Genomic DNA, 24,714 nt, shown 5'->3' on the forward strand with positions numbered 1-24,714 from the left:
GGCCGCGCTGCTCGCCGACCTCACCGACGAGCACGACCCGGACGCCGCCGACGAGCCCACGCTCGCCGCCCACCGGGTGCTGCTGGGGGCGCCCGGCGGCGGGGTGATCGCCGAGAACCTGACCGACCTGCGGCCGCTGCTGGTCGCCCAGGAGGCCGGCCTGGCGGTGGAGGTGTCGCTGTTCCCGCTGCGGCTGGTCGCGGCGGACGGCGCGCCGGTGCGGGCGGTGGCCCGGCTGGGGTGAGCGGACGGCCGGGGTGAACGGACGGCCGGGGTGAACGGACGGCGCACCTCCGGCACTTGGTCTAGACCATCCCCCGTCAACGCCAGTACGCTTTCCGGCCATGGCTGAGATCATCGGAGTGATCGAGCGACTCTGGCGCTACCCCGTGAAATCCACCGGCGGCGAGCGGCTCGACTCCGTCGAGGTGGACGAGCGCGGCCTGGCCGGCGACCGCCTCTACGCCGTCCGCGACGCGGCCGGGAAGCTCGGCTCGGGCAAGAGCACCCGCCGCTTCCGCCGGATGGACGGCCTGCTCCGCCTCTCCGCCCGGCTCGGCCACCGGATCGACGGGCCCGAGCTGTTCGACCCGCTCGGCCGCCCGGTCGACCGGCCGGACGCCTTCCTGCGCGCCTACCTCCAGCGCGAGGACGTCGAACTCGCCCGCGAGGACGCCGTATCGCACTTCGACCAGCTGCCGGTCAGCGTGCTCAGCACCGCCACCCTGGACTGGGTCCGCGAGGCCGTCCCGTTCGCCGTGATCGACGAGCGCCGGTTCCGCCCCAACATCGTGCTGCGCACCCCGCCCGGCACCCCGCCGTTCGTCGAGGACGCCTGGCTCGGCCGCCGGGCCTCCGGCGAGGCCCCGGGCAGCGCCCGGCTCTCCTTCGTCGCCTCCAGCGAGCGCTGCGCGATGACCGGCGCCCCGCAGCCCGGGCTGCCGCACGCGCCCGAGATCCTCAAGGCCGTGGTGCACGCCCACGACGGCCGGCTCGACGCCCTCGCCGAGGTCGCCGCCCCCGGCCGGCTGCGGGTCGGCGACCGGCTGGTCCTGGACTGACGCCGCTCGCGGATCACTGATTGGCCGTCATGCCACCTATGATGTAGGAGACTTGACGGCCGGCCCAGCCATCGTGGCCGCGGACCGTGCACGGCGGCTTGCCGATCACGGCCCCCCTCGGGGCGCGGCGACGCCACCCCCGGATTCCGCCGCCTACGCCGCCGGGACGGCCACCGCCCGCAGGTAGGCCTCGGCGAAGATCTCGACGGCCTCGTCCATCGAGGGCAGCCCGGCACCCAGGACGGGCTCCAGCACCGGCCGCATCAGGACGTGGTTGAGCAGCGGGCCGATCAGCAGCTGGGCCAGCAGCGCGGTGGGCAGCGGTCGCAGCCGGCCGGCCCGCACGTGCGGCAGCAGCAGCCGGTCGAAGCCGTCGAGCAGCCGCGGCAGGTTGGCGGTCATCAGCCGGGAGGCGGGGCCGTCCGGCCGGCCGAGCAGGTCGGCGAAGACCGCCGGGACGATCCGCGGCTCGTCCACGAAGGCCGCGACGAAGGCGGCGTGGAGCGCCCGGACGGTGTCCTCCAACCGCTCCGGCGGGTCGGCCGCGAGGGCCTCCAGGCCGGGCAGCGCGGAGTACCGCTCGAAGACGGCGGCGAGCAGGCCGTCCCGCCCCTCGAAGACGGTGTGCAGGCTGGGCAGCGAGCAGTCGGCCCGGACCGCCACCGCGTCCAGGGTGACCCCGGCCAGGCCGCGTTCGGCCACCAGCCGGGCCGCCGCCTCGATCGCGCGCTCGCGCACCGGCGGCCGCCCGCCCGGGTCGACGCCCGCCCGCCGGACCGCCTCGTCCAGCGCCGCCCGGGAGCCGCCGAGCCGGCGCAGCAGCGTGCTGCGGGAGATCCCGGCCGTCGCGGCGATCGCCGTCAGCGGGACGTCGGCGACGTCCCGGCCCCGCTCCTTCGCCGCCACGAGGGCGGCCGCCACCAGGTCCTTCATGTGGAGCATCGTACTGCTTGACACCTGAGATGGTTCCAGAGACTCTGTATATGCAGGTTCCACACGGACAGTGATCGATCGAGCACTGAAAGGGGAGAGCCATGAGCGTCGTGATCTCCGGGGGCGGGCCGGCCGGAATGATGCTGGGCCTGATGCTGGCGCGCGCCGGCGTCGAGGTGACCGTGCTGGAGAAGCACGGGGACTTCCTGCGCGACTTCCGCGGCGACACCGTCCACGCCTCCACCGTGCGGCTGATGGACGAGCTCGGCCTCGGCCGGAAGTTCGCCGCCCTGCCGCAGAGCCGCCTCGGCGACCTGGTCGTCCGGGTGCCCGGCACCGGCCCCGTCGCGCTGAGCGCCTACGGGCGGCTGCGGCCCCCGTACAACTACATCGCCATGATCCCGCAGTGGGATCTGCTGAACTTCCTGGTCACGGAGGCCCGGCGGGAGCCGGCCTTCACCCTGCGGATGAACACCGAGGCGACCGGCCTGCTCCGGGACGGCGGGCGGGTGGCCGGCGTCCGGTACCGCACCCGGGACGGCGCGGAGGGCGAGCTGCGCGCCGACCTCACCGTCGCCGCCGACGGCCGGCACTCGACCCTGCGCCGGGCGGCCGAGCTGACGCCCGAGGAGTTCCCGGTGCCCTTCGACGTCTGGTGGTTCCGGCTGCCCCGGCACCCCCACGAGCAGGCCCTGCCGCCCAGCCTCGTCCCCGGCTTCGGGCACGGCGACCTGGCGCTGAGCTTCGCCCGGAGCGACTACTTCCAGGTCGCCTACTTCCGCGCCAAGGGCGCCGACCCGCAGCTGCGCGCCGAGGGCGTCGAGCGGTTCCGCGAGCGGATCGCCGACCTGCTGCCCCAGTACGCCGACCGGGTCGACCAGCTGGCCGGCCTGGACGACGTGCACCTGCTCGACGTCCGGCTGAACCGGCTGCACCGCTGGTACGCCGACGGGCTGCTGCTGATCGGCGACGCCGCCCACGCGATGTCCCCGGCCGGCGGGGTGGGCATCAACCTGGCCGTCCAGGACGCCGTCGCGGCCGCCGCCCTGCTCGCCGAACCGCTGCGGCGCGGGCGCCCGACCGTGGCGGCCCTGGCCCGGGTCCAGCACCGCCGGTGGCGGCCGACCGTGGTCATGCAGGGGGTGCAGCAGGCCCTGCACCACCTGATGTTCGAGCCGGTCCTCACCGGCCGGCAGTCCGGCCCGCCCACCCGGCTGGTGCGGCTCGCCCGGTACGTCCCCGGCTTCCCGCTGCTGCTCTCCCGGCTGATCGCCTTCGGTCCGCTCCCCGAGCACGCCCCGGCCTTCGCCCGGCGCGCGGACTGAGCCGTCGTCCGCACTCCGCCGGATGCCCGCGAACCGTCCGTTCGGGCGGGCGGATCGCGGGGAACGACCGTTGGCATGACGATCCCTCACCGCTCGATCGGCACCGGCGACCACCACGTCCTGGTCCTGCACGACTGGTTCGGCACCAGCGCGGGCTGGGGCCCGTTCCTCGACTACCTCGACGGCGGCGCGTTCACCTACGCCTTCCTCGACTACCGCGGCTACGGGCAGCGCAAGGACGTCCCCGGCGCGCACACGCTCGCCGAGATCGCCTCCGACGCGCTCGCCCTGGCGGACCAGCTCGGCTGGGACCGCTTCTCGCTCGTCGGCCACTCGATGGGCGGCAAGGCGGCCCAGCAGGTGCTCGCCGAGGCGCCGCCGCGGGTGCGCAAGCTGGTCGGCCTGGCCCCGGTGCCGGCCGGGGCGTACCCGCTGGACGAGGCGGGGGAGGCGCTGTTCTACGGCGCCGCCGAGGACCGGGAGAAGCGCCTCGCCATCCTGGACCTGGTCACCGGCCGCCGGGCCGGCCGGGTCTGGCTCGACCGCATGGTCGACCAGTCGCTGCGGCTGTCCACCGCCGAGGCCTTCGGCGGCTACGTCCGCGACTGGGCGACGGCCGACCTGGAGCGCCGGATCAGCGGCAACCCGGTGCCGGTCAAGGTGATCGTCGGCGAGCACGACCTCGCCCTCACCGCCGAGGTGATGCGCGGCACCTTCCTCAGCCACTACCCCAACGCCGAACTGGAGGAGCTCCCCGGCAGCGGGCACTACCCGATGTACGAGACCCCGGTGGCCCTGGCGGTGTCCCTGGAGGCCTTCCTGCACAACTGACCCCGCCCGCACGGGAAGTCGGCCCGTCCGACTACCCGTGCGGCGGCACGGCCGGTTCCGGGGCGGCGGGCTCCGGGGGGTCAGCCCGCGTGGGTGTCCCCGGCGAGTTCGGCCGTGAGGGCGGCGCGGAGGGCGTCGTGGGCGGGGCCGAGGGCGTACCGCGGGTCCTGCCAGTGGGTGGGCGGGTAGAGCCAGACCGGGCGCTGGACGAGGTGGGCGGGCTCCCAGTCGTAGCGGGGCCAGACGTGGGCGTGCAGGAACGGGTCCCGGTTGCCCAGGATTTCGAGGTTGACCCGGCGGAAGGCCGGATCGGCCGCCCGGCAGGCGCGTTCGACGGCCTCGCCGAGGCGGTCGAGGTCGGAGAGGTACGCCAGCCGGCGCGGGCGGGGCAGGTCGCCGAGGCGTTCCACGCCCGGCGCGTCGGTCAGCAGGACCGAGTAGCCGGGCAGGAACTGGACGTCCCCGATGACGGCGAAGCCGGCGTCCAACCTCCGCAGCACGGTGGGGTTCTCACCCCGCAGCGCGCTGCCGATGCGGTCGCCGCGCCAGTTCGCCGCCACGCGGGTCAGATGCCGAGACCGCGGATGACCAGGTCCACGAGGGCGAAGAAGAACAGCGAGATGCCCACGAAGCTGTTGGTCTGGAAGAAGGCCCGGTTGAGCTTGGAGAGGTCGTTCGGCTTCACGATGGTGTGCTCGTACACGAAGGCGCCCGCGACGACCGCCAGGCCGATCCAGAACGCCGCTCCGGCGTCCGTGCGGACGGCGAACCAGCCGAGCAGGAGCGTCGTGAGGACGTGGCACACCCGGGCGCCCCGGACGGCCGCCGGCACACCGTACCGCGCGGGCACCGAGCGCACGCCGTGCTCGCGGTCGGACTCGACGTCCTGGCAGGCGTAGATCAGGTCGAAGCCGCCGATCCAGATGCCGACCGCCACCCCCAGCACGACCGCGTCCCAGGACCAGCGGCCCGTCACCGCGAGCCAGGCGCCGACCGGCCCCATCGCCTGGGCCAGGCCCAGGATCGCCTGCGGGAAGTTCGTGAACCGCTTGCCGTACGGGTAGACCACCATCGGCACCACCGCGACCGGCGCGAGCGCCAGGCAGAGCGGGTTGAGCATCGCGGCCGCGCCGAGGAAGACCACCAGGGCGACGGCGGAGCCGACGTACGCGGTCTTCAACGACACCGCGCCGGTGACCAGTTCGCGGGTGGCGGTGCGCGGGTTCCGGGCGTCGATCTCGCGGTCGATGATCCGGTTGGCCGCCATCGCGAAGGTGCGCAGCCCGACCATGCAGACGGTGACGACGAACAGCTCGCCCCAGTGCACCCGCCGGTCGGCGAGGAACATGGCCGTCAGCGCGGCGATGTACGCGAAGGGCAGGGCGAAGATCGAGTGCTCGATCATCACCAGGCGCAGGAAGGCCGACACACCCCCACGAGTGCGGGGAGATTCGCCCTGACCTCCACTACCGAGCGTACCGACTCCGGTGCTCACAGTCCGTATTCCTTCCAGCGCCGGGTGACCAGCGCGGCCGTGGCCGGGTCGGAGGAGACCATCTCGGGCCAGCCGCCGTCCCGGGTGTACCCCTCCTCGGGCAGCTTGCGGGTCGCGTCGATGCCGGCCTTGCCGCCCCAGAACTGCTGGTACGAGGCGTGGTCCAGGTGGTCCACCGGGCCCTCGACCACGGTGAGGTCCCGGCTGTAGTCCACGTTGCCGAAGGCCCGCCAGGCGACCTCCTGGTAGTCGTGCACGTCGCAGTCGGCGTCCACCACGATGATCAGCTTGGTCAGCGACATCATGTGCGCGCCCCAGATCGCGTGCATCGTCTTCTGGGCGTGCTTGGGGTACTTCTTGTCGATCGAGACGATCACGCAGTTGTGGAAGCCGCCGGCCTCGGGCAGGTCGTAGTCGACGATGTCCGGGATGATGATCTTCAGCAGCGGCAGGAAGAACCGCTCGGTGAACTTGCCCAGCGGGCCGTCCTCCGTCGGCGGGCGGCCGACCACGATGGACTGGAGGATCGGGCGGCGGCGCATCGTCACGCAGTCGATCTTCAGCGCCGGGAACGGCTCCTGCGGGGTGTAGAAGCCGGTGTGGTCGCCGAACGGGCCCTCGGGCAGCATCTCGCCGGGCTCCAGCCAGCCCTCCAGCACGACCTCCGCGTCGGCCGGGACCTGGAGCGGCACGGTCTTGCAGTCGACCATCCGCACCCGCTCCCCGGCGATGAAGCCGGCGAAGAGGTACTCGTCGATGTCCCCGGGCAGCGGCGCGGTGGCCGCGTAGGTGACGGCCGGCGGGCAGCCGAAGGCGATCGCCACCGGGAGGCGCTCGCCGCGCCGGGCCGCCACCGCGTAGTGGTTGCGGCTGTCCTTGTGGATCTGCCAGTGCATGCCGATGGTGCGGCGGTCGTGCCGCTGGAGCCGGTAGAGGCCCAGGTTGCGGATGCCGGTGTCCGGGTCCTTGGTGTGGGTCAGGCCCAGGTTGAAGAAGGAGCCGCCGTCCAGCGGCCAGGTGAAGAGGGCGGGCAACCGGTCCAGGTCGACGTCGTCACCGGTGAGCACGACCTCCTGCACCGGGGCGTCGCCGGACTTCACGTGCCGGGGCGGGACGTGCGCCATCGAGGCGAGCTTGCCGAAGGCGTCCCGGAAGCCGGTGAAGCCCTGCGGCAGCTCCGGCTTGAGCAGGCCGGCGATCTTCTCGGAGATGTCGTCCGGGCCCTTGAGGCCGAGCGCCTTGGCCAGCCGCCGTTCGGTGCCGAAGACGTTCATCGCCAGCGGCATCGACGAGCCCTTGACGTTCTCGAAGAGCAGCGCCGGGCCCTTGGCCTTCTGCACCCGGTCGACGATCTCGCCGATCTCCAGGTGCGGGTCCACCTCCGCCTTGATGCGCTTGAGGTCGCCCTCGCGGTCGAGGGCCCGGAGAAACGAGCGGAGATCGTCGTATGCCATGCCTGTCAGTATCCGCCACCCGATAGCCTGGCTCGGTCAAGGGCCCCTGGAAGGCGCCCGCCACCGTCGCCCGGGGGGAGATCCCAGCCGTGCCGAGGATTCTTCTGACCATCATCCTTCCGCTCGCGCTCTGGGTCTGGGCGTTCGTGGACTGCCTGACCACGCCCGAGGACGAGGTGAAGCACCTGCCCAAGGTGGTCTGGGTGCTGATCGTGCTGCTCTTCCCGCCGCTGGGCCCGATCGCCTGGCTGATCGCCGGCAAGCGGCGCGGCTTCCTGCGGGCGGCGCCCGCCGGGGCGGCCCACCCGGGGCACCCGGCCGACGACCGCCCGGGCCGCCCGGCCCCGCGCGGCGGGCGGCCGCTGGCTCCGGACGACGACCCCGAGTTCCTCGCCTCGTTGAAGAGGAGCGACAAAGACCACGAGGACATGCTCAAGCAGTGGGAGGCCGACCTGCGCCGTCGCGAGCGGGAACTGCGGGACCGCGACGAGCCCGAGGACGGCAGGAAGAGCTGATCGGAGCCGGTCCGTACGCTCGCCCGGACAGCCCACCCCCAGCACGCGGGGTGGGCTGCGGCGTTTTTGGCGCTTCCCTACGACTGCCCCGCTCCTCAGCCGGGCCGCGCACCAGCGGCGACCGAGCCGGAGCGGACCTGGGCCGTCACCCGGGAGAACCGGCCCGCAGTACAGCAGGACGGCCCTGACCTGCACCTTTCTTTATGCTCAGATCATCGGACCATCATCTGTTCGACAACCCCTGGTATCCGAATGAACACCGAGCGCACAGTGATCGAACCGACCGCTTCTGTACAGGCCTGACAGCTAAACGAACTCGACCTTGTACGGAATCGACGCCGAAACCAGCGCACGGCCCCTCGTACAGTCATAAGTGAAGAAAGTGATTCGCAGCCGGGGGCACAGCAGACGTTGGCTGTCGGACAGTTCCCTCACCCTTGGAGTGGTTCGAGATGACGGTTGTGCATGAGGCGCCGGTCGACGGCGAGGTCCCCGAGGTCCCGGCCGACGCCCGTGGGCGGGTCGCCGAGCTGCACGAGCTGCGCGAGAAGGTCCGCCGCGGCCCCAGCGACAAGGCCACCGAGGCCCAGCACGCCAAGGGCAAGCTGACCGCCCGCGAGCGCATCGAGCTGCTGCTGGACGAGGGCTCCTTCCAGGAGGTCGAGCCGCTCCGCCGGCACCGCGCCCAGGGCTTCGGCCTGGAGGCCAAGAAGCCGCACACCGACGGCGTGGTCGTCGGCTGGGGCACCGTCCACGGGCGCACCGTCTTCACCTACGCGCACGACTTCCGGATCTTCGGCGGCGCGCTGGGCGAGGCCCACGCGCAGAAGATCCACAAGATCATGGACATGGCCATCGCGGCCGGCGCCCCGCTGGTCTCGCTGAACGACGGCGCCGGCGCCCGCATCCAGGAGGGCGTCACCGCCCTGGCCGGCTACGGCGGCATCTTCCAGCGCAACACCAAGGCCTCCGGCGTCATCCCGCAGATCTCCGTGATGCTCGGCCCGTGCGCCGGCGGCGCCGCGTACTCCCCCGCGCTGACCGACTTCGTCTTCATGGTCCGCGAGACCTCGCAGATGTTCATCACCGGCCCGGACGTGGTCCAGGCGGTGACCGGCGAGAAGATCACCCAGAACGGCCTCGGCGGTGCGGACGTGCACGCCGGCGTCTCCGGTGTCGCCCACTTCGTCTACGACGACGAGCAGTCCTGCATCGAGGAGGTCCGCTACCTCCTGTCGCTGCTGCCGCAGAACAACCGCGAGATGCCGCCGTCCGTGATGAGCGAGGACCCGGTCGAGCGGCGCAACGACAGCCTGCTGGACCTGGTGCCCGCCGACGGCAACCGCCCGTACGACATGCGCAAGGTGATCGAGGAGATCGTCGACCACGGCGAGTACCTGGAGATCCACGAGCGCTGGGCCACCAACGTGCTCTGCGTGCTCGCCCGGATCGACGGCCACGTCGTCGGCATCATCGCCAACCAGCCGCAGTCGCTGGCCGGCGTGCTGGACATCAACGCGAGCGAGAAGGCCGCCCGCTTCGTCCAGATGTGCGACGCCTTCAACATCCCGCTGGTCACCCTGCTCGACGTCCCCGGCTTCCTGCCCGGCGTCGACCAGGAGCACGGCGGCATCATCCGGCACGGCGCCAAGCTGCTGTACGCGTACTGCAACGCCACCGTGCCGCGCATCTCGCTGATCCTGCGCAAGGCCTACGGCGGCGCCTACATCGTGATGGACTCGCGCTCGATCGGCGCCGACCTGTCCTACGCCTGGCCGACCAACGAGATCGCCGTGATGGGCGCCGAGGGCGCGGCCAACGTCATCTTCCGGCGCGAGATCAACGCCGCCGAGGACCCGGACGCCATGCGCGCCCAGAAGATCAAGGAGTACAAGAGCGAGCTGATGCACCCGTACTACGCGGCCGAGCGCGGCCTCGTGGACGACGTCATCGACCCGGCCGAGACCCGCCAGGTGATCTCCGCCGCGCTCGCCATGCTCCGCACCAAGCACGCCGACCTGCCCAGCCGCAAGCACGGCAACCCGCCGATGTAGCGGCGCGGCCCGCCGCAGCGCTCCGCGGCAGCCGCACCGGCCCGTACCGGGCACCCACTCAGACCACAGCCACCGGGGGAGAAACCAGGACATGACCGCTTCCGCCGAACCCCTCGTCCGCATCGTCCGCGGCACTCTCACCGACGAGGAACTCGCCGCCCTGACCGCCGTCCTCGCCGCGCGCGCCGCCGCCGCGCAGCAGGCCGCCGCCGCCGCGCCGGTGGAGCCGATCGCCAACTGGCAGCGCCTGGAGCGCCGCCCAGCGTACTACTCGCCGTTCAGCTGGCAGCAGGCGGCCTGACGGCCCACGGCCCTCGCCGACGGCCGGTCACCCCGTTCGGGTGACCGGCCGTCGGGCGTCCCCCGGGGCCGCGCCGGCGGGGCCGCCGCCCGGTCGGCCGGGGCCGTAAGGGTCCGCGGCGGGCTCGGTAGGATACCTACTGGACGGTATGCGTCCGCCGCCCCGTCCGCCCCCATAGGATCGGCCGCTGCCGGGACCAGAACTTTCCAGGGAGGCTGCGATGGCCAGGCAGGCCCGCGCGCTGGCGACCCGCCAGGCGGTACTCGTCGCGGCGGCCGAGGTGTTCGACGAGCGGGGCTACGCCGCCGCCACGATGTCCGAGATCCTGGACCGGGCCGGCGTCACCAAGGGCGCGCTGTACTTCCACTTCCACTCCAAGGAGGACCTGGCGCTCGCCGTCATCGAGGGCCAGGGCGCCTGGATCTCCGGCTGGGCGCCGGCCTCGGACAGCCCGGTGCAGAACCTGATCGACCTCGGGTACGCCTTCGCCCGCGCGCTCCAGACCGATCCGCTGGTGCGCGGCAGCATCCGGCTGACCATCGAGCACGGCAGCTTCACCCAGCCGCAGATCGCGGCCTACCAGGGCTGGATGGACACCGTCGGCGAGCTGCTGGAGCGCGCCCAGGAGGCCGGCGACCTCCACCCGGGCGTGGACCTGGCCGCGGCCTCCGGGGTGATCACCGGGGCCGTCACCGGCATCCAGCTGAGCTCCCAGGTGCTGGCCGGCCGGCAGGACCTGATCCAGCGGATGTCCGACCTCTGGACGCTGCTGCTGCCGGGCCTGGTCCAGCCGCACGCGCTCGCCCGGCTGAGCGTCGCCGAGCGCGGCTGAGCGTCGCCGAGCGCGGCTGAGGCCACCCGCGCCTCCGGACCGGACCGGGATCAGACCCGGTAGCCCGCCCGGCGCTCCGCCGCCACCAGGGCCGGCAGCGCGGCCGCCCAGAGCCGGCTCACGGCCTCCGCGCCGGGCCGGTCGACCTCCTCGCCCACCAGCAGCACCTGCCCGGCCGCCACCGCGGTGAGCAGCTCGGCGGCGGCCCGCCGGTCCACCCCGGGGCACAGCTCGCCGGCGTCGGCGGCGCGGTCCAGCAGCCGGTGGACGACGGCGGTGAGGCTGCGCCAGGCGGCGTCCGGGTCCACCGGAGCCGGCCCGGGTGAGCCGTCCGCCCCCTCCTGGGCGCCGTCCCGGCGCCGGCCCGGGTGGCCGAGCCGGACGCCGGCCCGCACCACCACGTCCTCGCGCAGCATCCGGGCCAGCTCGTGCGAGAAGTCGATCAGGCCCTGGAGCGCCGGACCGTCGGCCCGCAGCGCGCGCAGCGCGGCCGAGCCGACCTCCCGCCCGGAGGCGTGGCGCACCCCGTCGGCGAGGGCCTGCTTGGACACGAAGTGGAAGTAGAGGGCGCCCTTGCTCACCCCGGCCCGGCGGCTGATGTCGACCAGGCTGGCGGCCTCGAAGCCCACCCGCGCGAAGGTCTCCGCGGCGGCGAGCAGTACGGCCTGCCGGGTCCGCCCAGCCCGTTCCTGCTTGACCACTGGCCCCCTCCGGACTCGGCCGGGCGCGATCCCCGCCCCACCCGGCTGCTGTCGGCACGCCCCTCCGGGGGCGGCGCTCGCATGCGGACGGCACCTTCCGAAACCGCATGGTTGGTATCTAATCTAGCGCCTGCCGCGTCCCCGCCGTCCAGCGGGGACGGGCCCCCATCGATGGTCCGAACTCTCCCGAACGGGCATTCCCCCAGTCCACGGGGCAGGTAGCGTGGCCGGACCGGACAGCGCGGGCTGGGGACCCCAGTCGCCAAAGACAAACCGGGTGGTATGTATGTTTTGCTCGGGCGGCCATGGCGGCCGCTCGACCGACACCCTGAAGCGGGGGCCCGTCATGCCATCGATCGTAGAGCCGGACCCGCACCGCCCGTACGCCCACCCCGGCCCGGGCAGTGGTGGCGGCCTCGAATTCCACGACGGCCCCGCGACCGGCTACGACTTCCACGACCGGACCGTCTCCCGGCACCTGGTGCACCGCGCCTCGGTGTCCGAGGTGTTCCTCACCGGCTGGCAGGCCACCGGCCCGTACGACTTCCTGCTCGGCGCCCAGTGGCCCCGGCTGCACGGCTTCTACCGGCTGCCCGGGGACCGCTACCACGACCCGGTGCTGCTCGCCGAAACGATCCGGCAAGCCGGGCTGCTGATCGGCCACGCCGGATTCGGGGTGCCGCGCGGCCACCACTTCGTGATGGAGGACCTCTCCTACGCGCTCGACGGGCCCGGGCTGCCCGTCCTGGCCGTCACCACCGGCCCCGCCTCGCTGATGCTGGCCGTCGGCTGCGAGGACGTCCGGATGCGGCACGGCGAGCTGGTCTCGCTGCGGGTGTGCGTCGACGTCACCCGGGACGGCCGGCCGGTCGGCCGGGGCACCGGCCGACTGCGGGTGGTCTCCCCCGCCGCGTACGCCCGGCTGCGCGGCCCCGCGCGGCGCACCGTCCCACCCCGGCCGCCGGCGCCCGCCGCGCCCGAACTGGTCGGCCGCGCGCAGCCCGCCGACGTGGTGCTCGGCCCGACCCTCGCGCCGGACACCTGGCTGCTGCGCACCGACGCCACCCACCCGGTGCTGTTCGACCACGCGCTGGACCACGTGCCCGGGATGCTGGTGCTGGAGGCCGCCCGGCAGGCCGCCCAGCGGCTGCGCCACCCCGAGCCGGTGGTCCCGGTCGAGCTGGTGACCTCCTTCGACCGGTACATCGAGCTGGACCGGCCCTGCTTCGTCCGGGCGGTCCCCGAAGCGGCCGCCGGACCGGCCGCCGGACCGGCCGACGGGCCGGCCACGGCGGGCGGACGGCAGGCGGTGCGGGTCCAGCTGGTCCAGGACGGCCTGCCGGCGGCCGAGTGCCTGCTGCTCACCGCGCCGCTGGACGGACCGGCCGAGGGCCCGACGGTGCCGGCCCGGCGGGACGCCTACGAGGGCCGCCCCGCCGCGCCGGGCCTCGGCGGCACCCGGCTGCCACTGGCGAGCTGATTCCGTCAGGCGGCCACCAGGGCGGCCGGCCGGCCGGCGTGCATCACGCTGAGGTTGGTCGCCAGCCGGACCGGGTCCTGGGCCAGCCAGAGCCGCAGCGCGGCGCCCAGCGCGGCGCTGGCCGACTCGATCCGGACGTCGGTGATCTGCGCGATCCGGGCCGCGCCGGGCACCAGCAGGTCGGCCAGCGGGGTCGGCAGCCAGACCGTCAGGGCGCACGGCGCGGGCACCGCCAGCGCCCCCAGCAGCCGGTAGGCGTCCCCCGGCGCGCTGAGCGTGGGGATGATGTCCAGCAGCGCGTCGGACACCACCTCGGACACGTCGCTCCGGTGTCCCTGGGCGAGCCGGCGGAGCAGCATGCGCTCGGCGGCGGTGATTCGGACGGTCAACATGACCTCGTCGCACTCCATTGCGCGATTTCCTCCTCAGATCCCTCTCGCACCGACCGGCGGCCGGCGCGCACTACCCCTGTCACAGCTCGGCCCGGCTGCCTGTGGGAGAGAGCCGGGCCGGTGGGTGGTCGTGCCCCGGTCAGATCCCCGCGTAGGAGTGCTTTCCGGTGACGAAGATGTTCACGCCGTAGTAGTTGAAGAGCCAGCAGGCGAACGCCGCCAGCGCCAGGTAGGCGGCCTTGCGGCCCTTCCAGCCGGCCGTCGCCCGGGCGTGCAGGTAGCAGGCGTAGGCGACCCAGGTGATGAACGACCAGGTCTCCTTCGGGTCCCACTCCCAGTACTTGCCCCAGGCCGCCTCGGCCCAGATCGCGCCCGCGATGATGGTGAACGTCCACAGCGGGAAGACCAGGGCGTTGATCCGGTACGACAGCTTGTCGAAGGTCGACGCGGCGGGCAGCCGGCGCCAGATCGAGGCCGAGGTGCCCAGCGGGCCGGTGGTGAGGCCGGCCGCCGTCCGCTTGTCGAAGGAGTCCTTGCCGAGGTACAGCAGCGTGGCGATGAACGCCGCGTAGAAGGCGCCGCCGCAGAAGATCGCGGTGGAGACGTGGATCGCCAGCCACGGCGAGTGCAGCGCCGGGACGAGCTGCTCGGAGTCGGTGTAGAGCACCGTGGTGGCGATGCCGAGGGTCAGCAGCCCGGCGAGGACGACCGGCAGGCCCAGCCAGCGGACGTTCTTCCGGGTGGCCAGCAGCACCAGGTACGCCGCCGTCATCGCGAAGGCGAAGGCGCAGGAGAACTCGTACATGTTGCCCCACGGCCAGCGGGAGACCGAGAGGCCGCGGGTGACGATCCCGCCCGCGTGCAGCACGGCGCCGAGCACGGTGAGCGAGACGGCGATCCGGCCGGCCAGGTCGGCCTTCTCGTTGGTGCCGGCCGCGCCCGGGCCGTCCTCCTCGTCCGCGCCGCGCCCGCTGGTGACCACCGTCGCGCCCTCGCCCGCGACCGCGGTGCGGGTGAGCGTGGTGGTGCCGCCGCCGGCCCCCGCCACGGTGACGGTGACCTTCTTGGCCTTCTTCTCGGCCGTGGCGACGGTCTCGGCGAGGCTGCCGGCCTGCTCCTTCGAGCGGACGGCGACGGCGCCCCTGCTGCCGAAGGTCCACTCGATCATGTGGGCGAACATGGCGAGCGTGTAGACCACCATCGCCGAATAGATCAGCTTGTTGGAGAGGTCGGCCAGCTGTGGGTCGACCGCCGAGGCGAGTTGCACCGTCTACTCCTTGGACTTCTGGTCGGCAGGGACTGCGGGGTCCGAGGACGCTTCCGGGGCGGTGGGGACCCCGGTCTCCTCGGGTACGTCCGTTTCGGTGGCGCCGCCCTCGCCCTCGGAGGCGGCCGGGGCAGCGTCCTCCTCGGAGGCCGCGGCGTCGTCCTCCTCCTCGGAGGCCGGGGCGTCGTCCTGGAGGTCGACCGCGAGCTCCGCCAGCTCCTCGGCGATCTTCGCCGACTCGCTGCGGGCCAGGCCGGCCAGCTCCACCTGGGTGCCGCCGCCCGGCAGGGCGACCGCGCGCACCCAGATCCGGCGGCGCTGGATGAACAGCGAGCCGATCAGGCCGAGGATCGCCAGCACCCCGCCGGCCAGGGCGATCGCGTTGCCCGGGCGGTGCGAGACGTTGAAGCTGGCCCACTGCTTGTAGCCCTCGAAGGTCACCGAGCCGTAGCCGTCGGGCAGGGTCCAGCCCTCGCCGAGCTTGAGCCGGGCCTTGGCCGGTTCGCCGTCCTGGACCAGCTGGGTGAGCTTGCGGGTGTTCAGCTGGTAGACGTTCTGCGGCAGGCCGGAGTCGGTGCCGAGGTCGCCCGAGAAGGCGTTCAGCACCAGCTCGGGGGCCGCGTCGCCGGGGAAGAGCGAGACCGGGCCGGTGCCCTCGAAGCTCAGCGGGGCGGTCGGCAGGAAGAAGCCGGAGAAGCCCAGCTGGGTCTTGTTGCCGTCGGGGCCCAGACCGTAGTCGGAGACCTTGACGACACCGGTCGAGGTCAGGTTGCCGTCCTGCGGCAGGAACGGGACGGCGCCGCGGTAGACGACGTCGCCCTTGCCGTTCTTGACGCTGATGACCGGCGCGTAACCGTGGCCGATCAGGTAGACCTTGCTGCCGCCGATCTCCAGCGGGTGGTTGACCTCGATGGTCGACTTCTTGAGCTTCGACTCGTCGCCGCCCGCGTAGTACTCGACGTTCGCGGTGAACTGCCGGGCGGCGCCGATCTGGTCGCCCTTGGTCTGGAACTTCGAGGTGAAGCCGTTCAGCTTCAGGTAGAAGGGGTCGAGGTCCTGGTTGCCGTAGAACCGGGTGCCGTTGAAGTCGTCGAGCTGGGTGATGGTGTTGGAGTAGCCCTCGCCCTCGACCATCAGCTTGCCGCCGGTGCCCGAGGCCAGGCTGGCCCAGGCGAAGCCGCCGAGCAGCGCGAACAGCGACAGGTGGAACAGCAGGTTGCCGACCTCGCGCAGGTAGCCCTTCTCGGCCGCGACCGCGCCGCCGGACAGGTGGGCGCGGAAGCCGCGCTTGCGCAGCAGCCGGTGCGCGGCGGCGTTGACCCGGTCGGCGTCCGCCTCGGTGCGCCAGACGGCGTGCACCGGCATCCGGGTCAGGTTGCGCGGCGCGGCCGGCGGCTGGGAGCGCAGCACACCGACGAACTGCCAGGTGCGCGGGACGATGCAGCCGGCCAGCGAGACGAACAGCAGGATGTAGATCGCGGAGAACCAGACCGAGCTGTAGACGTCGAACAGCTGGAGCTTCTCGTAGACCGGCGCGACCGTGGCGTGCCGCGCCTTCCAGGCCTCGACCTTCAGCTGGCCCTGGCCGTTCTGGTACTGCGGGATCAGCGAGCCGGGGATGGCGGCCAGCGACAGCAGGAAGAGCAGGATCAGGGCGACCCGCATCGACGTCAGCTGGCGCCACATCCAGCGCGCCCAGCCGAACGCCCCTATGCCGGTCGGGCCGTCGGACTCGACCGGGGCGGTGCTGAGCCGCTCGGCCGCGCCGTCCTCCGGTGCCGGGGGCTGCTCGGTCTCGGTCGTGGTGTTGCTCACGGTCAGATTCCGATCTGGAAGTCGGCGGTCCAGGACTGCAGCTGGCTCAGCATCGAGTCCCAGATCCCGGTGACGAGCAGCAGACCGACCGCGACGAGCATGCCGCCGCCGATCCTCATGACGAGCGGGTAGTGCCGCTTGACCCAGCCGAAGGCGCCCAGCGCCCGGCGGAAGGCCAGCGCGGCCACGATGAACGGTACGCCGAGGCCCAGGCAGTAGAACGTCATCAGCATGGCGCCGCGCGCGGCGTCGGCCTGGTTCAGCGCCAGGTTCTGGACGGTCGCCAGGGTCGGGCCGATGCAGGGCGTCCAGCCGACGCCGAAGACCACGCCGAGCAGCGGGGCGCCGAGCAGGCCGACCGCCGGACGCCGGTGGGAGCGCATCTCGCGCATGCTCAGCCCGGGCACCAGGCCCATGAAGGCGAGGCCCATCACGACCGTCACCGCCCCGAGCACGATCGAGATGACCCGCTTGTGCTCCTGGAGGGTGTCGCCGAACTGCCCGAACAGCGCCCCGCCGGAGACGAACACGGCGGTGAAGCCGAGGATGAACAGCGTCGCCCCGAGCAGCATCCGGCCGCGCCGCGCGCCGCGCGCGTCCGCGAGGTCGGCGGCGGAGAAGCCGGTCACGTACGACAGGTAGCCCGGGACGAGCGGCAGCACGCAGGGCGAGAAGAACGACACCAGCCCGGCCACCAGCGCGATCGGCGCGGCCACCAGCAGCGCTCCGCTCTGGAGCGTTCCGGTGTTGTCGGCGAGCTGCTGCGGCAGGCTCACTGCTTCTGCTCCGCGACCACCGGCTGGAGGATCGACTCCAGCGCGTCCTCGGTGGTGCCGCCGACGGCGCGGGCGGCCAGCTTGCCGTCCCGGTCGACGATCAGGGTGGTCGGGATGGACTGCGGGTTGAGGCTGCCCTTGGGGAACTTGAGCAGCTGGGTGCCGGCCGGGTCGAAGAGGCTCGGGTAGGTGACGCCCTGCTCCTGCTCGAAGCGGACGGCGTTCTGCTTCTCGGTGTCCCGGGTGTTGATGCCGAGGAACTGGACGCCCTGCTCCTTGTACTTCTCCGAGACGTTCTGGAGGCTCTTGGCCTCGGCCCGGCACGGGCCGCACCAGGAGCCCCAGACGTTCAGCACGACGACCTTGCCGCGGTAGTCCGAGAGCTTGGCCGGGGTGCCCTCCAGGGTCTCCCCGGAGATGTCCGGCGCGTCGCCGCGCTTGCCCGCCTCCGCCTTCGACAGGTTGGTGCCCTTGACCGTGACGAAGCCGACCTGGCCCTCGCCGCCGCCCGACGAGCCCGAGGAGGAGCAGCCGGTGAGGGCGAGCGCGGCAGCGGCGACGGTGGCGACGGCTGCTGCGGCGACACGGGGACGGGGGCGCGTCATGGCAGACATGTGAAAAGTTTCGCATGGAGTTCCGGGCGGGTTCGCCGGGGTCCTGCCTTGCGCGTCGCACCGCCTCTGACCTGCGACGACTTCGGGCCACCCGGCCGTTGCCAGGTGACCCGAAGTCATACTTACGTACCGCTTACGGGGGGCTAGGCGCCGAAGCTCTTGCCCACCGGCTTGTCCCCCTTGCGGCCCTTGCCCACCAGGTGCGCGGGCAGCAGGTCGCGGGCCGGCTCGCGGTAGCCGACCGAGACGATCCGGTCGCCGTCGAAGGTGAAGCTGGTCAGCGAGGCCAGCGAGCACTGCCGGTTGCGCGGGTCGTGCCAGAGCCGGCGGCGCTCGACGAAGGAGCGGAGGATCCAGATCGGCAGCTGGTGGCTGACGCAGACCGCCTCGTGCCCGCGCGCGGCGTCCCGGGCGGCACCGATCGCCCCCATCATCCGCACCACCTGGTCGAGGTACGGCTCGCCCCAGGAGGGCTTGAACGGGTTGGTGAGGTACTTCCAGTAGCCCGGGTTGCGCAGCGAGCCGTCGCCGACCCCGAAGGTCTTGCCCTCGAAGACGTTCTCCGCCTCGATCAGCCGCTCGTCCGCCGCGACGGCCAGGCCGTGCGCCTCGGCGATCGGCGCGGCCGTCTCCTGGGCCCGCTCCAGCGGGGAGGCCACCACGTGGGTGATGTCCCGGTCGGCCAGGTCCTCGGCGACCCGCTCGGCCATCTTCCGGCCCAGCTCGGACAGGTGGTAGTCCGGCAGCCGCCCGTACAGGACGCCCTCCGGGTTGTGCACCTCGCCGTGCCGCATCACGTGGACGACGGTGATCTCGTTGGCGCTCACTTCTCGACTGCTCCTGGGGAATCGGGTTCGGGCCGCGGCGGGTCGGGCGGCGTCGGGTCAGGCGGTGGCGGCGGCAGCGGCGCGCGCGGCGGCCGGCAGGGCGGCGGCGATCCGCTCGATCGCCCGCTCGTCGTGGGACGCCGAGACGAACCAGGACTCGAAGGCCGACGGCGGCAGGTAGACGCCCTCGGCCAGCATCGCGTGGAAGAAGGCGGTGAAACGGTACGCCTCCTGGGTCTTCGCCTCGTCGTAGTTGGTGACCGGCGCCTCGGTGAAGAACACCGAGAACATGTTCCCGGCGGTCTGCAGCCGGTGCGCCACCCCCTCCTTGGCGAGCGCGTCGGTGACCAGGCCGGCGATCTCGGCGGCCACCTCGTCCACCGTCGCGTACACCTCGTCGGTGCAGCCGCGCAGCTGGGCCAGGCCGGCCGCGGTGGCGATCGGGTTCCCGGACAGGGTGCCCGCCTGGTAGACCGGGCCGGCCGGGGCCAGGTGGGCCATCACGTCGGCGCGGCCGCCGAAGGCCGCGGCCGGGAAGCCGCCGCCCATGACCTTGCCGAAGGTCAGCAGGTCCGGCGCCCAGCCCTCGTTCGCCGCCTCCAGGCCGTACCAGCCGGCCTTGGAGACGCGGAAGCCGGTCATCACCTCGTCGGAGATGAACAGCGCGCCGTTCTCCCGGCAGAGCCGGGCCAGGCCGCCGTTGAAGCCGGGCAGCGGCGGGACGACGCCCATGTTGCCGGGCGAGGCCTCGGTGATCACGCAGGCGATCTCGCCCGGGTGGGCGGCGAAGGCCCGCTCGACGGCGGCCAGGTCGTTGTACGGCAGCACGATGGTGTCGCCGGCCTGGGCACCGGTGACGCCCGGGGTGTCCGGCAGGCCGAAGGTGGCCACGCCGGAACCGGCGGCGGCCAGCAGCGCGTCCACGTGACCGTGGTAGCAGCCGGCGAACTTGACCACCTTCGCCCGGCCGGTGAAGCCGCGGGCCAGCCGGATCGCGGACATGGTGGCCTCGGTGCCGGAGGAGACCAGGCGGACCTGCTCGACCGGGGCGACCCGGGCGACGATCTCCTCGGCCAGCTCGACCTCGCCCTGGCCGGGGGTGCCGAAGGAGGTGCCGTTGGTGACGGCCCGCTGGACGGCGTCGATCACCGCGGGGTGCGCGTGGCCGAGGATCATCGGGCCCCACGAGCACACCAGGTCGACGTACTCGCGGCCGTCGGCGTCGGTGAGGTAGGGGCCGGTGCCGGACACCATGAAGCGCGGCGTGCCGCCGACCGCGCGGAAGGCGCGCACCGGGGAGTTCACGCCGCCGGGCGTCACCACGGAGGCGCGGTCGAACAGCGACTGGGACTGGGGGGCTTCGTAGGGGTAGCTCACAAAAGACATGGTCTCAAATCGTGTCCTCGCGCTCTGCATGTCCGACCCGATCATCTGGAACGATGATCCGGGCACCGTTGTCTGTACGGTTGTCCGTACAGCAGGGGCCGCTGACTGCACCGGACCGGGGACCAGTCAGACTGTGTACACAGAGTGCGCAGGCGCTCCGGTCTGTGTGCAGGGGTGTGGAGAGGACTGCGGTGCGCCGCTCGTGGGTAAGGCCCGCGAGTGGGTACGGCGGCGCAGGTGACGGGTAAGGAGCACGTCCGGTGGGACGCCGGGTGTGCGGGGGTCTGTCGATTCCGGCGAATTCCGGTGAGGATGGTCCGAGTGTCCGAGGCGCAGGACGGCTACGACGAGGCCGCGGGGGGCTCCCGCCGGCCCACCGAGGCCGCACGCGGGGGTACGGGAGCGGGAGCGGGTACGGGTCGTGGTCGTCGCGGCGGCGAGAGGCGGGGTGAGGGACGCGTGGGGGTGACGTACAAGTACTTCGGCGCCCCGGACCGCGCGACCGCCGCCAGGGTCCCCACCGCCCTCGGCCCGGGCGGGCTCGGCCTGGACGCCGGCGAGCTCGGCTCGCTGGGGCGGCTCGGCGACCTGATGGAGACCAGCGGCTCCCCCACCGGCCACCTCTCCACCAAGATCAAGCCGGAGACGATGAGCGCCATGGTGCTCACCGGCATCCAGGGCGTCCCGCTGCACCAGGTGCCGCCGCTGGAACTGGTCGTGCTGCACCCCGACTACGCCGTCGTCCAGCTCCCCCACAACGTCGTCGAACCGCTGCGCAAGGCCGACGAGACCGAACTCGGCGCCGCCGCCTTCATCTGGTCCACCGTGCCGGACCGGCGCGGACCGCGGGACGCGTTCGTGATCTACAGCATGCTGCACGAGTGGCAGGACTTCGCGAACCGGCTGCACGACGCCGGGCACCAGCTGTACTGCCTGGTCTGGCCGTGACGCGCTCCGCCCCGACGCCGCCGAACGCGGGCCGGGGTGGGGCTGGTTGACCGGTCGTCAGTTCTGACGACCGGTCGGCCGCAGGACGGTGGCGGCGAGCAGCAGGGCCGCCGCCAGCAGGCCGGCGGCCACCCCGAAGGCGAGCCGGAAGCCGCCCGTGAGCGCCTCGGCGGCGGGCTGCCCGGCGGCCGTCAGGGCTGCGGCCCGGCCGTCGGCGAGGGTGGTGAGGACGGCGACCCCGAGCGCGCCGCCGACCTGCTGGGTGGTGTTGAAGAGCCCGGAGGCGGTGCCCGCGTCGGCCGGCCCGGCGCCCGACATCCCGAGCACGGCGAGGGTGGAGAGCACCAGGCCGCCGCCACCGGCCAGCAGCATGGTCGGCAGCAGGTGCACGGGGTAGTCGGCGTCGGCGGGCAGCCGGGCCAGCAGGCCGAGCGCGGCGACCAGCAGGGCGAGGCCGGTGAGCAGCACCCGGCGCTCGCCGAAGCGCGCGCTCAGCCGGGCGGAGAGCAGCAGGGACACCGCGCCGATGGCGACCGCGGCCGGCAGCATCGCGAGGCCGGTGGCGGCGGCCCCGTAGCCGAGGACGTTCTGCATGTAGAGGGCGACCAGGATCTGGAAGCCGAACATCCCGGAGATGGTCAGGACCTGGACGAGGTTGGCGCCGGAGACGCTGCGCGAGCGGAACATCCGCAGCGGCAGCAGCGGGTGGGCGGCCCGGCCCTCGTGCCACAGGAAGGCGGCCAGCAGGGCGACGGCGAGCGCGCCCAGGCCGAGGGTGCGGGCGGAGGCCCAGCCGTGCTCGCCGGTGCCGACGATGGTGTAGACGCCGAGCATCAGGGCGGCGGTGATCAGCGCGGCGCCGAGGACGTCGGCGCCGGCCCGCAGGCCGGGGCCGCGCTCGGGCTCCAGCACCCGGGCGGCGAGCAGGGCGGCGGCGAGGCCGAGCGGCAGGTTGATCAGGAAGATCCAGTGCCAGTCGAGGGCCTCGGTGAGGACGCCGCCGAGCACCTGGCCGATGGAGGCGCCGGCCGCGCCGACGAAGCTGAACGCGCCGATCGCCCGGCCCCGCTCGCCCGGCTCGGGGAAGAGCGTGACGATCATGCCGAGGCTGACCGAGGAGGCGAGCGCGCCGCCGACGCCCTGCAGGAAGCGGGCCCCGATCAGCAGCCCGGGGCTGGTGGCGACGGCGCAGAGCAGCGAGGCGGCGGTGAAGACGGCGAGCCCGGCGACGAGGACCCGCTTGCGGCCGATCAGGTCGCCGAGCCGGCCGGCCAGCAGGAGCAGGCCGCCGAAGGCGATCAGGTAGGCGTTGACGGTCCAGGTCAGCCCGGACGGCGAGAAGCCGAGGTCCTGCTGGATGGCCGGCAGGGCCACGGTGACGATCGAGCCGTCCAGGACGATCATCAGCATTCCCGCGCAGAGCACGGCGAGGGCCAGGGCGCGGGAACGGGCGGGGGCGGGGGCGGGGGCGGCGGAAGCCGGCCGGGTGGCGGCCGGGGCGTGCGTGGTCATGGCGGTTCTCCCGGTTCGTCGAGTACCGGGTAGGAACGCTATCAGATTGTTTTGTTCGGGACTATCTATCTCGGGGGCAGCTTCCTCGGGGTGGCTTCGGGCGGCTTCCCGGCCGGCGGCTACCCCCGGGAGCGGCGCGCGCGGCGGACGGTGCGCTCGACCTCGACCGGCTCCGCGAGGTGGCCCTCCACCAGGTGCGTCAGGGCCGAGACGAACACCTCGCGCTCCGGCTGCGGCAGCGACTCCAGCAGCTCGCGGTGCACCCGGTCGGCGATCGCGGTGCCCTGCACCACGGCCCGCTCGCCCGCCTCGGTGACCGAGACGATCCGGGCCCGCCGGTCGGTCGCGGACGGGCGGCGCTCGGCCAGGCCCGCCTTCTCCAACTCGTCGACGGTGACCACCATGGTCGTCTTGTCCAGGTCCGACAGCTCGGCCAGCTGGATCTGGGTGCGCTCGGCCTCCTGGGCGTGGAACAGCACGCAGTAGGCGCGCGGGGTGATCCCGAGCTCGGTGAAGGCGGCCGCCATCCGGGTGGCCAGCACGTGGCTCGCGTGGTCCATCAGCCCGGAGATGTCGCGGATCTGGCGCACGGGCGGCGGGGTCGTCGTCATGTGTCCGAGGTTAGCAACGGCCCGTCTGCTGCCGGATGATCCCGTTGCCAACCAACGCCGGGTCTACGGGATGCCCAACTCGAACAGCGCATACCCCGCGTACCAGCCGGCCGCCAGGACCGGCATCGCCAGCAGCCCGGCCAGCGAGGAGGTCCGCACCCGGCGCAGCGCCACCGCCAGGCCGATGCAGAGCGGGAAGGCGGGCAGCAGGTAGCGCGAGATGTTGCCGAAGATCTGGTTGCTGCTCAGCGCGGTGAAGATGGTGAGCGCGGTGTAGACCCAGAGCACCAGCGGCGGCCGGGTGCGCCAGAGCAGCACCAGCAGCCCGGGCAGGGCGATCAGCAGGGCGATCGCGATCAGGTCCGGGACGGGGTTGGACTGCCAGAAGTCCCAGTGCCCGGTGATCACGTCCATGATCGTGCGCAGGGTGGAGGCGCCGCCGTCGAAGTAGCGGTTCCAGGCGCCCTGCTGGAGCTTGAAGTAGCCGCCCCAGTCGCCCATCTTCCAGCCGACCCAGGCGATGTAGCCGATCAGGCCCCAGGGGGTGATCAGCATCGCGGTCAGCGGGCGGGCCACCCCGTCGGTGCGGCGGACCAGCGCGACCAGCGCGGCGATCGAGACGGCGGCGATCAGCGCGGCGGCGGTCGGCCGGTTGAGGCCCGCCACCAGCGCCAGCAGGCCGGCCGCGAGCCAGCGGCGGGTCATCACGCAGTAGCAGGCCCAGGCGGACAGCGCGACGAACAGCGAGTCCGAGTAGACCGCCCACTCCACGCCGGAGCCCGGGAACAGCCCCCAGAGCACCGCGGCGATCACGCCCGCCCGGAAGCCGCCGAGCCGCTCGGCCACCGCGAAGATCCCGGCCGCGGCGACCAGCGAGGCGAGCACCGAGACGACGATCCCGGAGCCGTACGGGCCGAGCCCGGTGACCGCGCCGACCAGCCGCATCAGCCAGGGGTAGAGCGGGAAGAAGGCGGCCGAGTTCTCGTAGTAGCTGGCCAGCGGGAAGCCGTGCAGCGGGATCAGCTGCGGGTTGTACCCGTTCTCGGCGATCCGCTGGTACCAGACGCCGTCCCAGGTGCCCAGCACGTCCCAGGCGTTGGCGCCGCCGCCGCGGCCCGGCTGCTTCTTCAGGTAGTCGCCGGTGTGCGAGAGCAGCAGCAGGAAGACGGTCATGCCGATGGCCTTGACCACCGCGTACGCGCCGAGCGCGGGCGCGAAGCGGTCCACCAGCGCCCCGAACCGCCCGGGCGCGCGGCCCGTCCGCTCCTCGGGGGTCTCCGCCGGCGCCGCCGGCCCGGGGGCTCCGGGCTGGGTGCTGGACGACTCGGTGCTCGATGCCGTGCTCATCTGGTCTGGGTACTCCCCGCCCCGCTCGTGGTCCGCGCGGCTCCGGCGCAACGATGTTCCGGAGAGCCTACGGCACGCCCCCGAACGGACGGTCGCAGGTGCCCGACCGGCCGGGCCCGCACACGGCCGTGGGGGGCCGGGGGGGGGGGGCGGCGGGGGCGGGGGGGGGGGGGGTGGGGCCAAAAACAAGGGAGATCCGGGCGGGGTGGGGAGGCGGAGAGGGGTGGGGGGTAGGAG

24 protein-coding genes and 1 pseudogene are annotated in these 24,714 nt (G+C 73.1%); 10 read left to right on the forward strand and 15 right to left on the reverse strand.

The window, feature by feature from the left end:
- Together ABZW03_RS14045 and ABZW03_RS14050 are read left to right on the forward strand one after the other, a co-directional pair.
- Positions 1-244: pseudogene (locus tag ABZW03_RS14045) on the forward strand (cyclase family protein); the annotation flags it as partial.
- 100 nt (positions 245-344) lie between these two features.
- A complete protein-coding gene (locus ABZW03_RS14050) occupies positions 345-1,061 on the forward strand; it encodes an MOSC N-terminal beta barrel domain-containing protein (RefSeq protein WP_355256485.1) in 717 nt (238 codons plus the stop codon).
- Between the two features lie 153 nt (positions 1,062-1,214).
- Here ABZW03_RS14050 and ABZW03_RS14055 read toward each other — a convergent pair whose 3' ends face one another.
- A complete protein-coding gene (locus ABZW03_RS14055; protein WP_355256488.1) occupies positions 1,215-1,994 on the reverse strand; it encodes a TetR/AcrR family transcriptional regulator in 780 nt (259 codons plus the stop codon).
- Positions 1,995-2,095: 101 nt separating this feature from the next.
- Here ABZW03_RS14055 and ABZW03_RS14060 point away from each other — a divergent pair, with 101 nt between their 5' ends.
- Both ABZW03_RS14060 and ABZW03_RS14065 read left to right on the forward strand, forming a co-directional pair.
- The gene (locus ABZW03_RS14060) at positions 2,096-3,319 is read left to right on the forward strand and encodes an FAD-dependent oxidoreductase (RefSeq protein ID WP_355256491.1); all 1,224 of its coding nucleotides are present in this window, start codon (positions 2,096-2,098) and stop codon (positions 3,317-3,319) included.
- A gap of 75 nt (positions 3,320-3,394) precedes the next feature.
- Positions 3,395-4,150 carry an alpha/beta hydrolase gene (locus ABZW03_RS14065; RefSeq protein WP_355256494.1) on the forward strand — a complete coding sequence of 252 codons (756 nt, stop codon included), beginning with the start codon at positions 3,395-3,397 and terminating at the stop codon, positions 4,148-4,150.
- Positions 4,151-4,230: 80 nt separating this feature from the next.
- Here the strand turns inward: ABZW03_RS14065 and ABZW03_RS14070 are convergent, their stop codons facing one another.
- From ABZW03_RS14070 to ABZW03_RS14080, 3 genes are read right to left on the reverse strand one after another with little or no spacing between them, the layout of a single operon-like run.
- Positions 4,231-4,710, reverse strand: coding sequence for a diadenosine tetraphosphate hydrolase (locus ABZW03_RS14070; RefSeq protein WP_355256497.1), 480 nt, complete (start codon positions 4,708-4,710; stop codon positions 4,231-4,233).
- A gap of 5 nt (positions 4,711-4,715) precedes the next feature.
- Positions 4,716-5,645 carry a menaquinone biosynthesis prenyltransferase MqnP gene (gene mqnP, locus ABZW03_RS14075; RefSeq protein ID WP_355256500.1) on the reverse strand — a complete coding sequence of 310 codons (930 nt, stop codon included), beginning with the start codon at positions 5,643-5,645 and terminating at the stop codon, positions 4,716-4,718.
- Positions 5,642-7,099: a menaquinone biosynthesis decarboxylase gene (locus ABZW03_RS14080; RefSeq protein ID WP_355256502.1), complete on the reverse strand. Its 1,458-nt coding sequence runs from the start codon at positions 7,097-7,099 to the stop codon at positions 5,642-5,644. Before ABZW03_RS14080 ends, mqnP begins: the two co-directional genes overlap by 4 nt.
- Positions 7,100-7,188: 89 nt before the next feature.
- On the opposite strand from ABZW03_RS14080, the gene ABZW03_RS14085 reads away from it, so the two are divergent.
- The 4 genes from ABZW03_RS14085 (at position 7,189) to ABZW03_RS14100 (ending at position 10,801) form a co-directional block, all read left to right on the forward strand.
- The gene (locus ABZW03_RS14085) at positions 7,189-7,614 is read left to right on the forward strand and encodes a PLD nuclease N-terminal domain-containing protein (RefSeq protein ID WP_355256505.1); all 426 of its coding nucleotides are present in this window, start codon (positions 7,189-7,191) and stop codon (positions 7,612-7,614) included.
- A 452-nt stretch (positions 7,615-8,066) separates the two neighbouring features.
- Complete coding sequence (locus tag ABZW03_RS14090) at positions 8,067-9,668, forward strand: acyl-CoA carboxylase subunit beta (RefSeq protein ID WP_355256508.1); 1,602 nt, start codon at positions 8,067-8,069, stop codon at positions 9,666-9,668.
- Between the two features lie 91 nt (positions 9,669-9,759).
- The gene (locus ABZW03_RS14095; protein WP_355256511.1) at positions 9,760-9,969 is read left to right on the forward strand and encodes an acyl-CoA carboxylase epsilon subunit; all 210 of its coding nucleotides are present in this window, start codon (positions 9,760-9,762) and stop codon (positions 9,967-9,969) included.
- Positions 9,970-10,189: 220 nt separating this feature from the next.
- Positions 10,190-10,801: a ScbR family autoregulator-binding transcription factor gene (locus tag ABZW03_RS14100; RefSeq protein WP_355256514.1), complete on the forward strand. Its 612-nt coding sequence runs from the start codon at positions 10,190-10,192 to the stop codon at positions 10,799-10,801.
- Between the two features lie 50 nt (positions 10,802-10,851).
- On the opposite strand, the gene ABZW03_RS14105 is transcribed toward ABZW03_RS14100, so the two are convergent.
- On the reverse strand, positions 10,852-11,502 hold the full coding sequence (locus ABZW03_RS14105) for a ScbR family autoregulator-binding transcription factor (protein ID WP_355256517.1): 651 nt from the start codon (positions 11,500-11,502) through the stop codon (positions 10,852-10,854).
- Between the two features lie 346 nt (positions 11,503-11,848).
- On the opposite strand from ABZW03_RS14105, the gene ABZW03_RS14110 reads away from it, so the two are divergent.
- Positions 11,849-12,982 (forward strand): ScbA/BarX family gamma-butyrolactone biosynthesis protein, encoded by a 1,134-nt coding sequence (locus ABZW03_RS14110; protein WP_355256520.1) that lies wholly within the window; start codon positions 11,849-11,851, stop codon positions 12,980-12,982.
- A gap of 5 nt (positions 12,983-12,987) precedes the next feature.
- Here the strand turns inward: ABZW03_RS14110 and ABZW03_RS14115 are convergent, their stop codons facing one another.
- The 7 genes from ABZW03_RS14115 to hemL form a co-directional block, all read right to left on the reverse strand.
- Positions 12,988-13,374: a hypothetical protein gene (locus ABZW03_RS14115; protein ID WP_355256523.1), complete on the reverse strand. Its 387-nt coding sequence runs from the start codon at positions 13,372-13,374 to the stop codon at positions 12,988-12,990.
- A gap of 139 nt (positions 13,375-13,513) precedes the next feature.
- Positions 13,514-14,641, reverse strand: coding sequence for a c-type cytochrome biogenesis protein CcsB (gene ccsB / locus ABZW03_RS14120; RefSeq protein ID WP_355256526.1), 1,128 nt, complete (start codon positions 14,639-14,641; stop codon positions 13,514-13,516).
- A 3-nt stretch (positions 14,642-14,644) separates the two neighbouring features.
- On the reverse strand, positions 14,645-16,456 hold the full coding sequence (locus ABZW03_RS14125) for a cytochrome c biogenesis protein ResB (RefSeq protein WP_355256529.1): 1,812 nt from the start codon (positions 16,454-16,456) through the stop codon (positions 14,645-14,647).
- Positions 16,457-16,458: 2 nt separating this feature from the next.
- On the reverse strand, positions 16,459-17,232 hold the full coding sequence (locus ABZW03_RS14130) for a cytochrome c biogenesis protein CcdA (protein ID WP_355256532.1): 774 nt from the start codon (positions 17,230-17,232) through the stop codon (positions 16,459-16,461).
- Positions 17,229-17,846, reverse strand: coding sequence for a TlpA disulfide reductase family protein (locus ABZW03_RS14135; protein ID WP_355256535.1), 618 nt, complete (start codon positions 17,844-17,846; stop codon positions 17,229-17,231). The genes ABZW03_RS14130 and ABZW03_RS14135 overlap by 4 nt, the downstream gene beginning before the upstream one ends.
- A 143-nt stretch (positions 17,847-17,989) precedes the next feature.
- Positions 17,990-18,640: a histidine phosphatase family protein gene (locus ABZW03_RS14140; protein ID WP_355256550.1), complete on the reverse strand. Its 651-nt coding sequence runs from the start codon at positions 18,638-18,640 to the stop codon at positions 17,990-17,992.
- A 90-nt stretch (positions 18,641-18,730) separates the two neighbouring features.
- A complete protein-coding gene (hemL, locus tag ABZW03_RS14145; protein ID WP_355256538.1) occupies positions 18,731-20,059 on the reverse strand; it encodes a glutamate-1-semialdehyde 2,1-aminomutase in 1,329 nt (442 codons plus the stop codon).
- 459 nt (positions 20,060-20,518) lie between these two features.
- On the opposite strand from hemL, the gene ABZW03_RS14150 reads away from it, so the two are divergent.
- Positions 20,519-21,007 (forward strand): hypothetical protein, encoded by a 489-nt coding sequence (locus ABZW03_RS14150; protein WP_183107029.1) that lies wholly within the window; start codon positions 20,519-20,521, stop codon positions 21,005-21,007.
- 57 nt (positions 21,008-21,064) lie between these two features.
- Here the strand turns inward: ABZW03_RS14150 and ABZW03_RS14155 are convergent, their stop codons facing one another.
- From ABZW03_RS14155 to ABZW03_RS14165, 3 genes are all read right to left on the reverse strand, one after another.
- Positions 21,065-22,519: an MFS transporter gene (locus tag ABZW03_RS14155; RefSeq protein ID WP_355256541.1), complete on the reverse strand. Its 1,455-nt coding sequence runs from the start codon at positions 22,517-22,519 to the stop codon at positions 21,065-21,067.
- Between the two features lie 119 nt (positions 22,520-22,638).
- Positions 22,639-23,130 carry a MarR family winged helix-turn-helix transcriptional regulator gene (locus tag ABZW03_RS14160; protein WP_355256544.1) on the reverse strand — a complete coding sequence of 164 codons (492 nt, stop codon included), beginning with the start codon at positions 23,128-23,130 and terminating at the stop codon, positions 22,639-22,641.
- A 63-nt stretch (positions 23,131-23,193) separates the two neighbouring features.
- Positions 23,194-24,477: a glycosyltransferase family 39 protein gene (locus tag ABZW03_RS14165; RefSeq protein ID WP_355256547.1), complete on the reverse strand. Its 1,284-nt coding sequence runs from the start codon at positions 24,475-24,477 to the stop codon at positions 23,194-23,196.
- Positions 24,478-24,714: the final 237 nt, after the last annotated feature.

This window comes from Kitasatospora sp. NPDC004799 (genome assembly GCF_040609095.1).
Taxonomy (GTDB): domain Bacteria; phylum Actinomycetota; class Actinomycetes; order Streptomycetales; family Streptomycetaceae; genus Kitasatospora.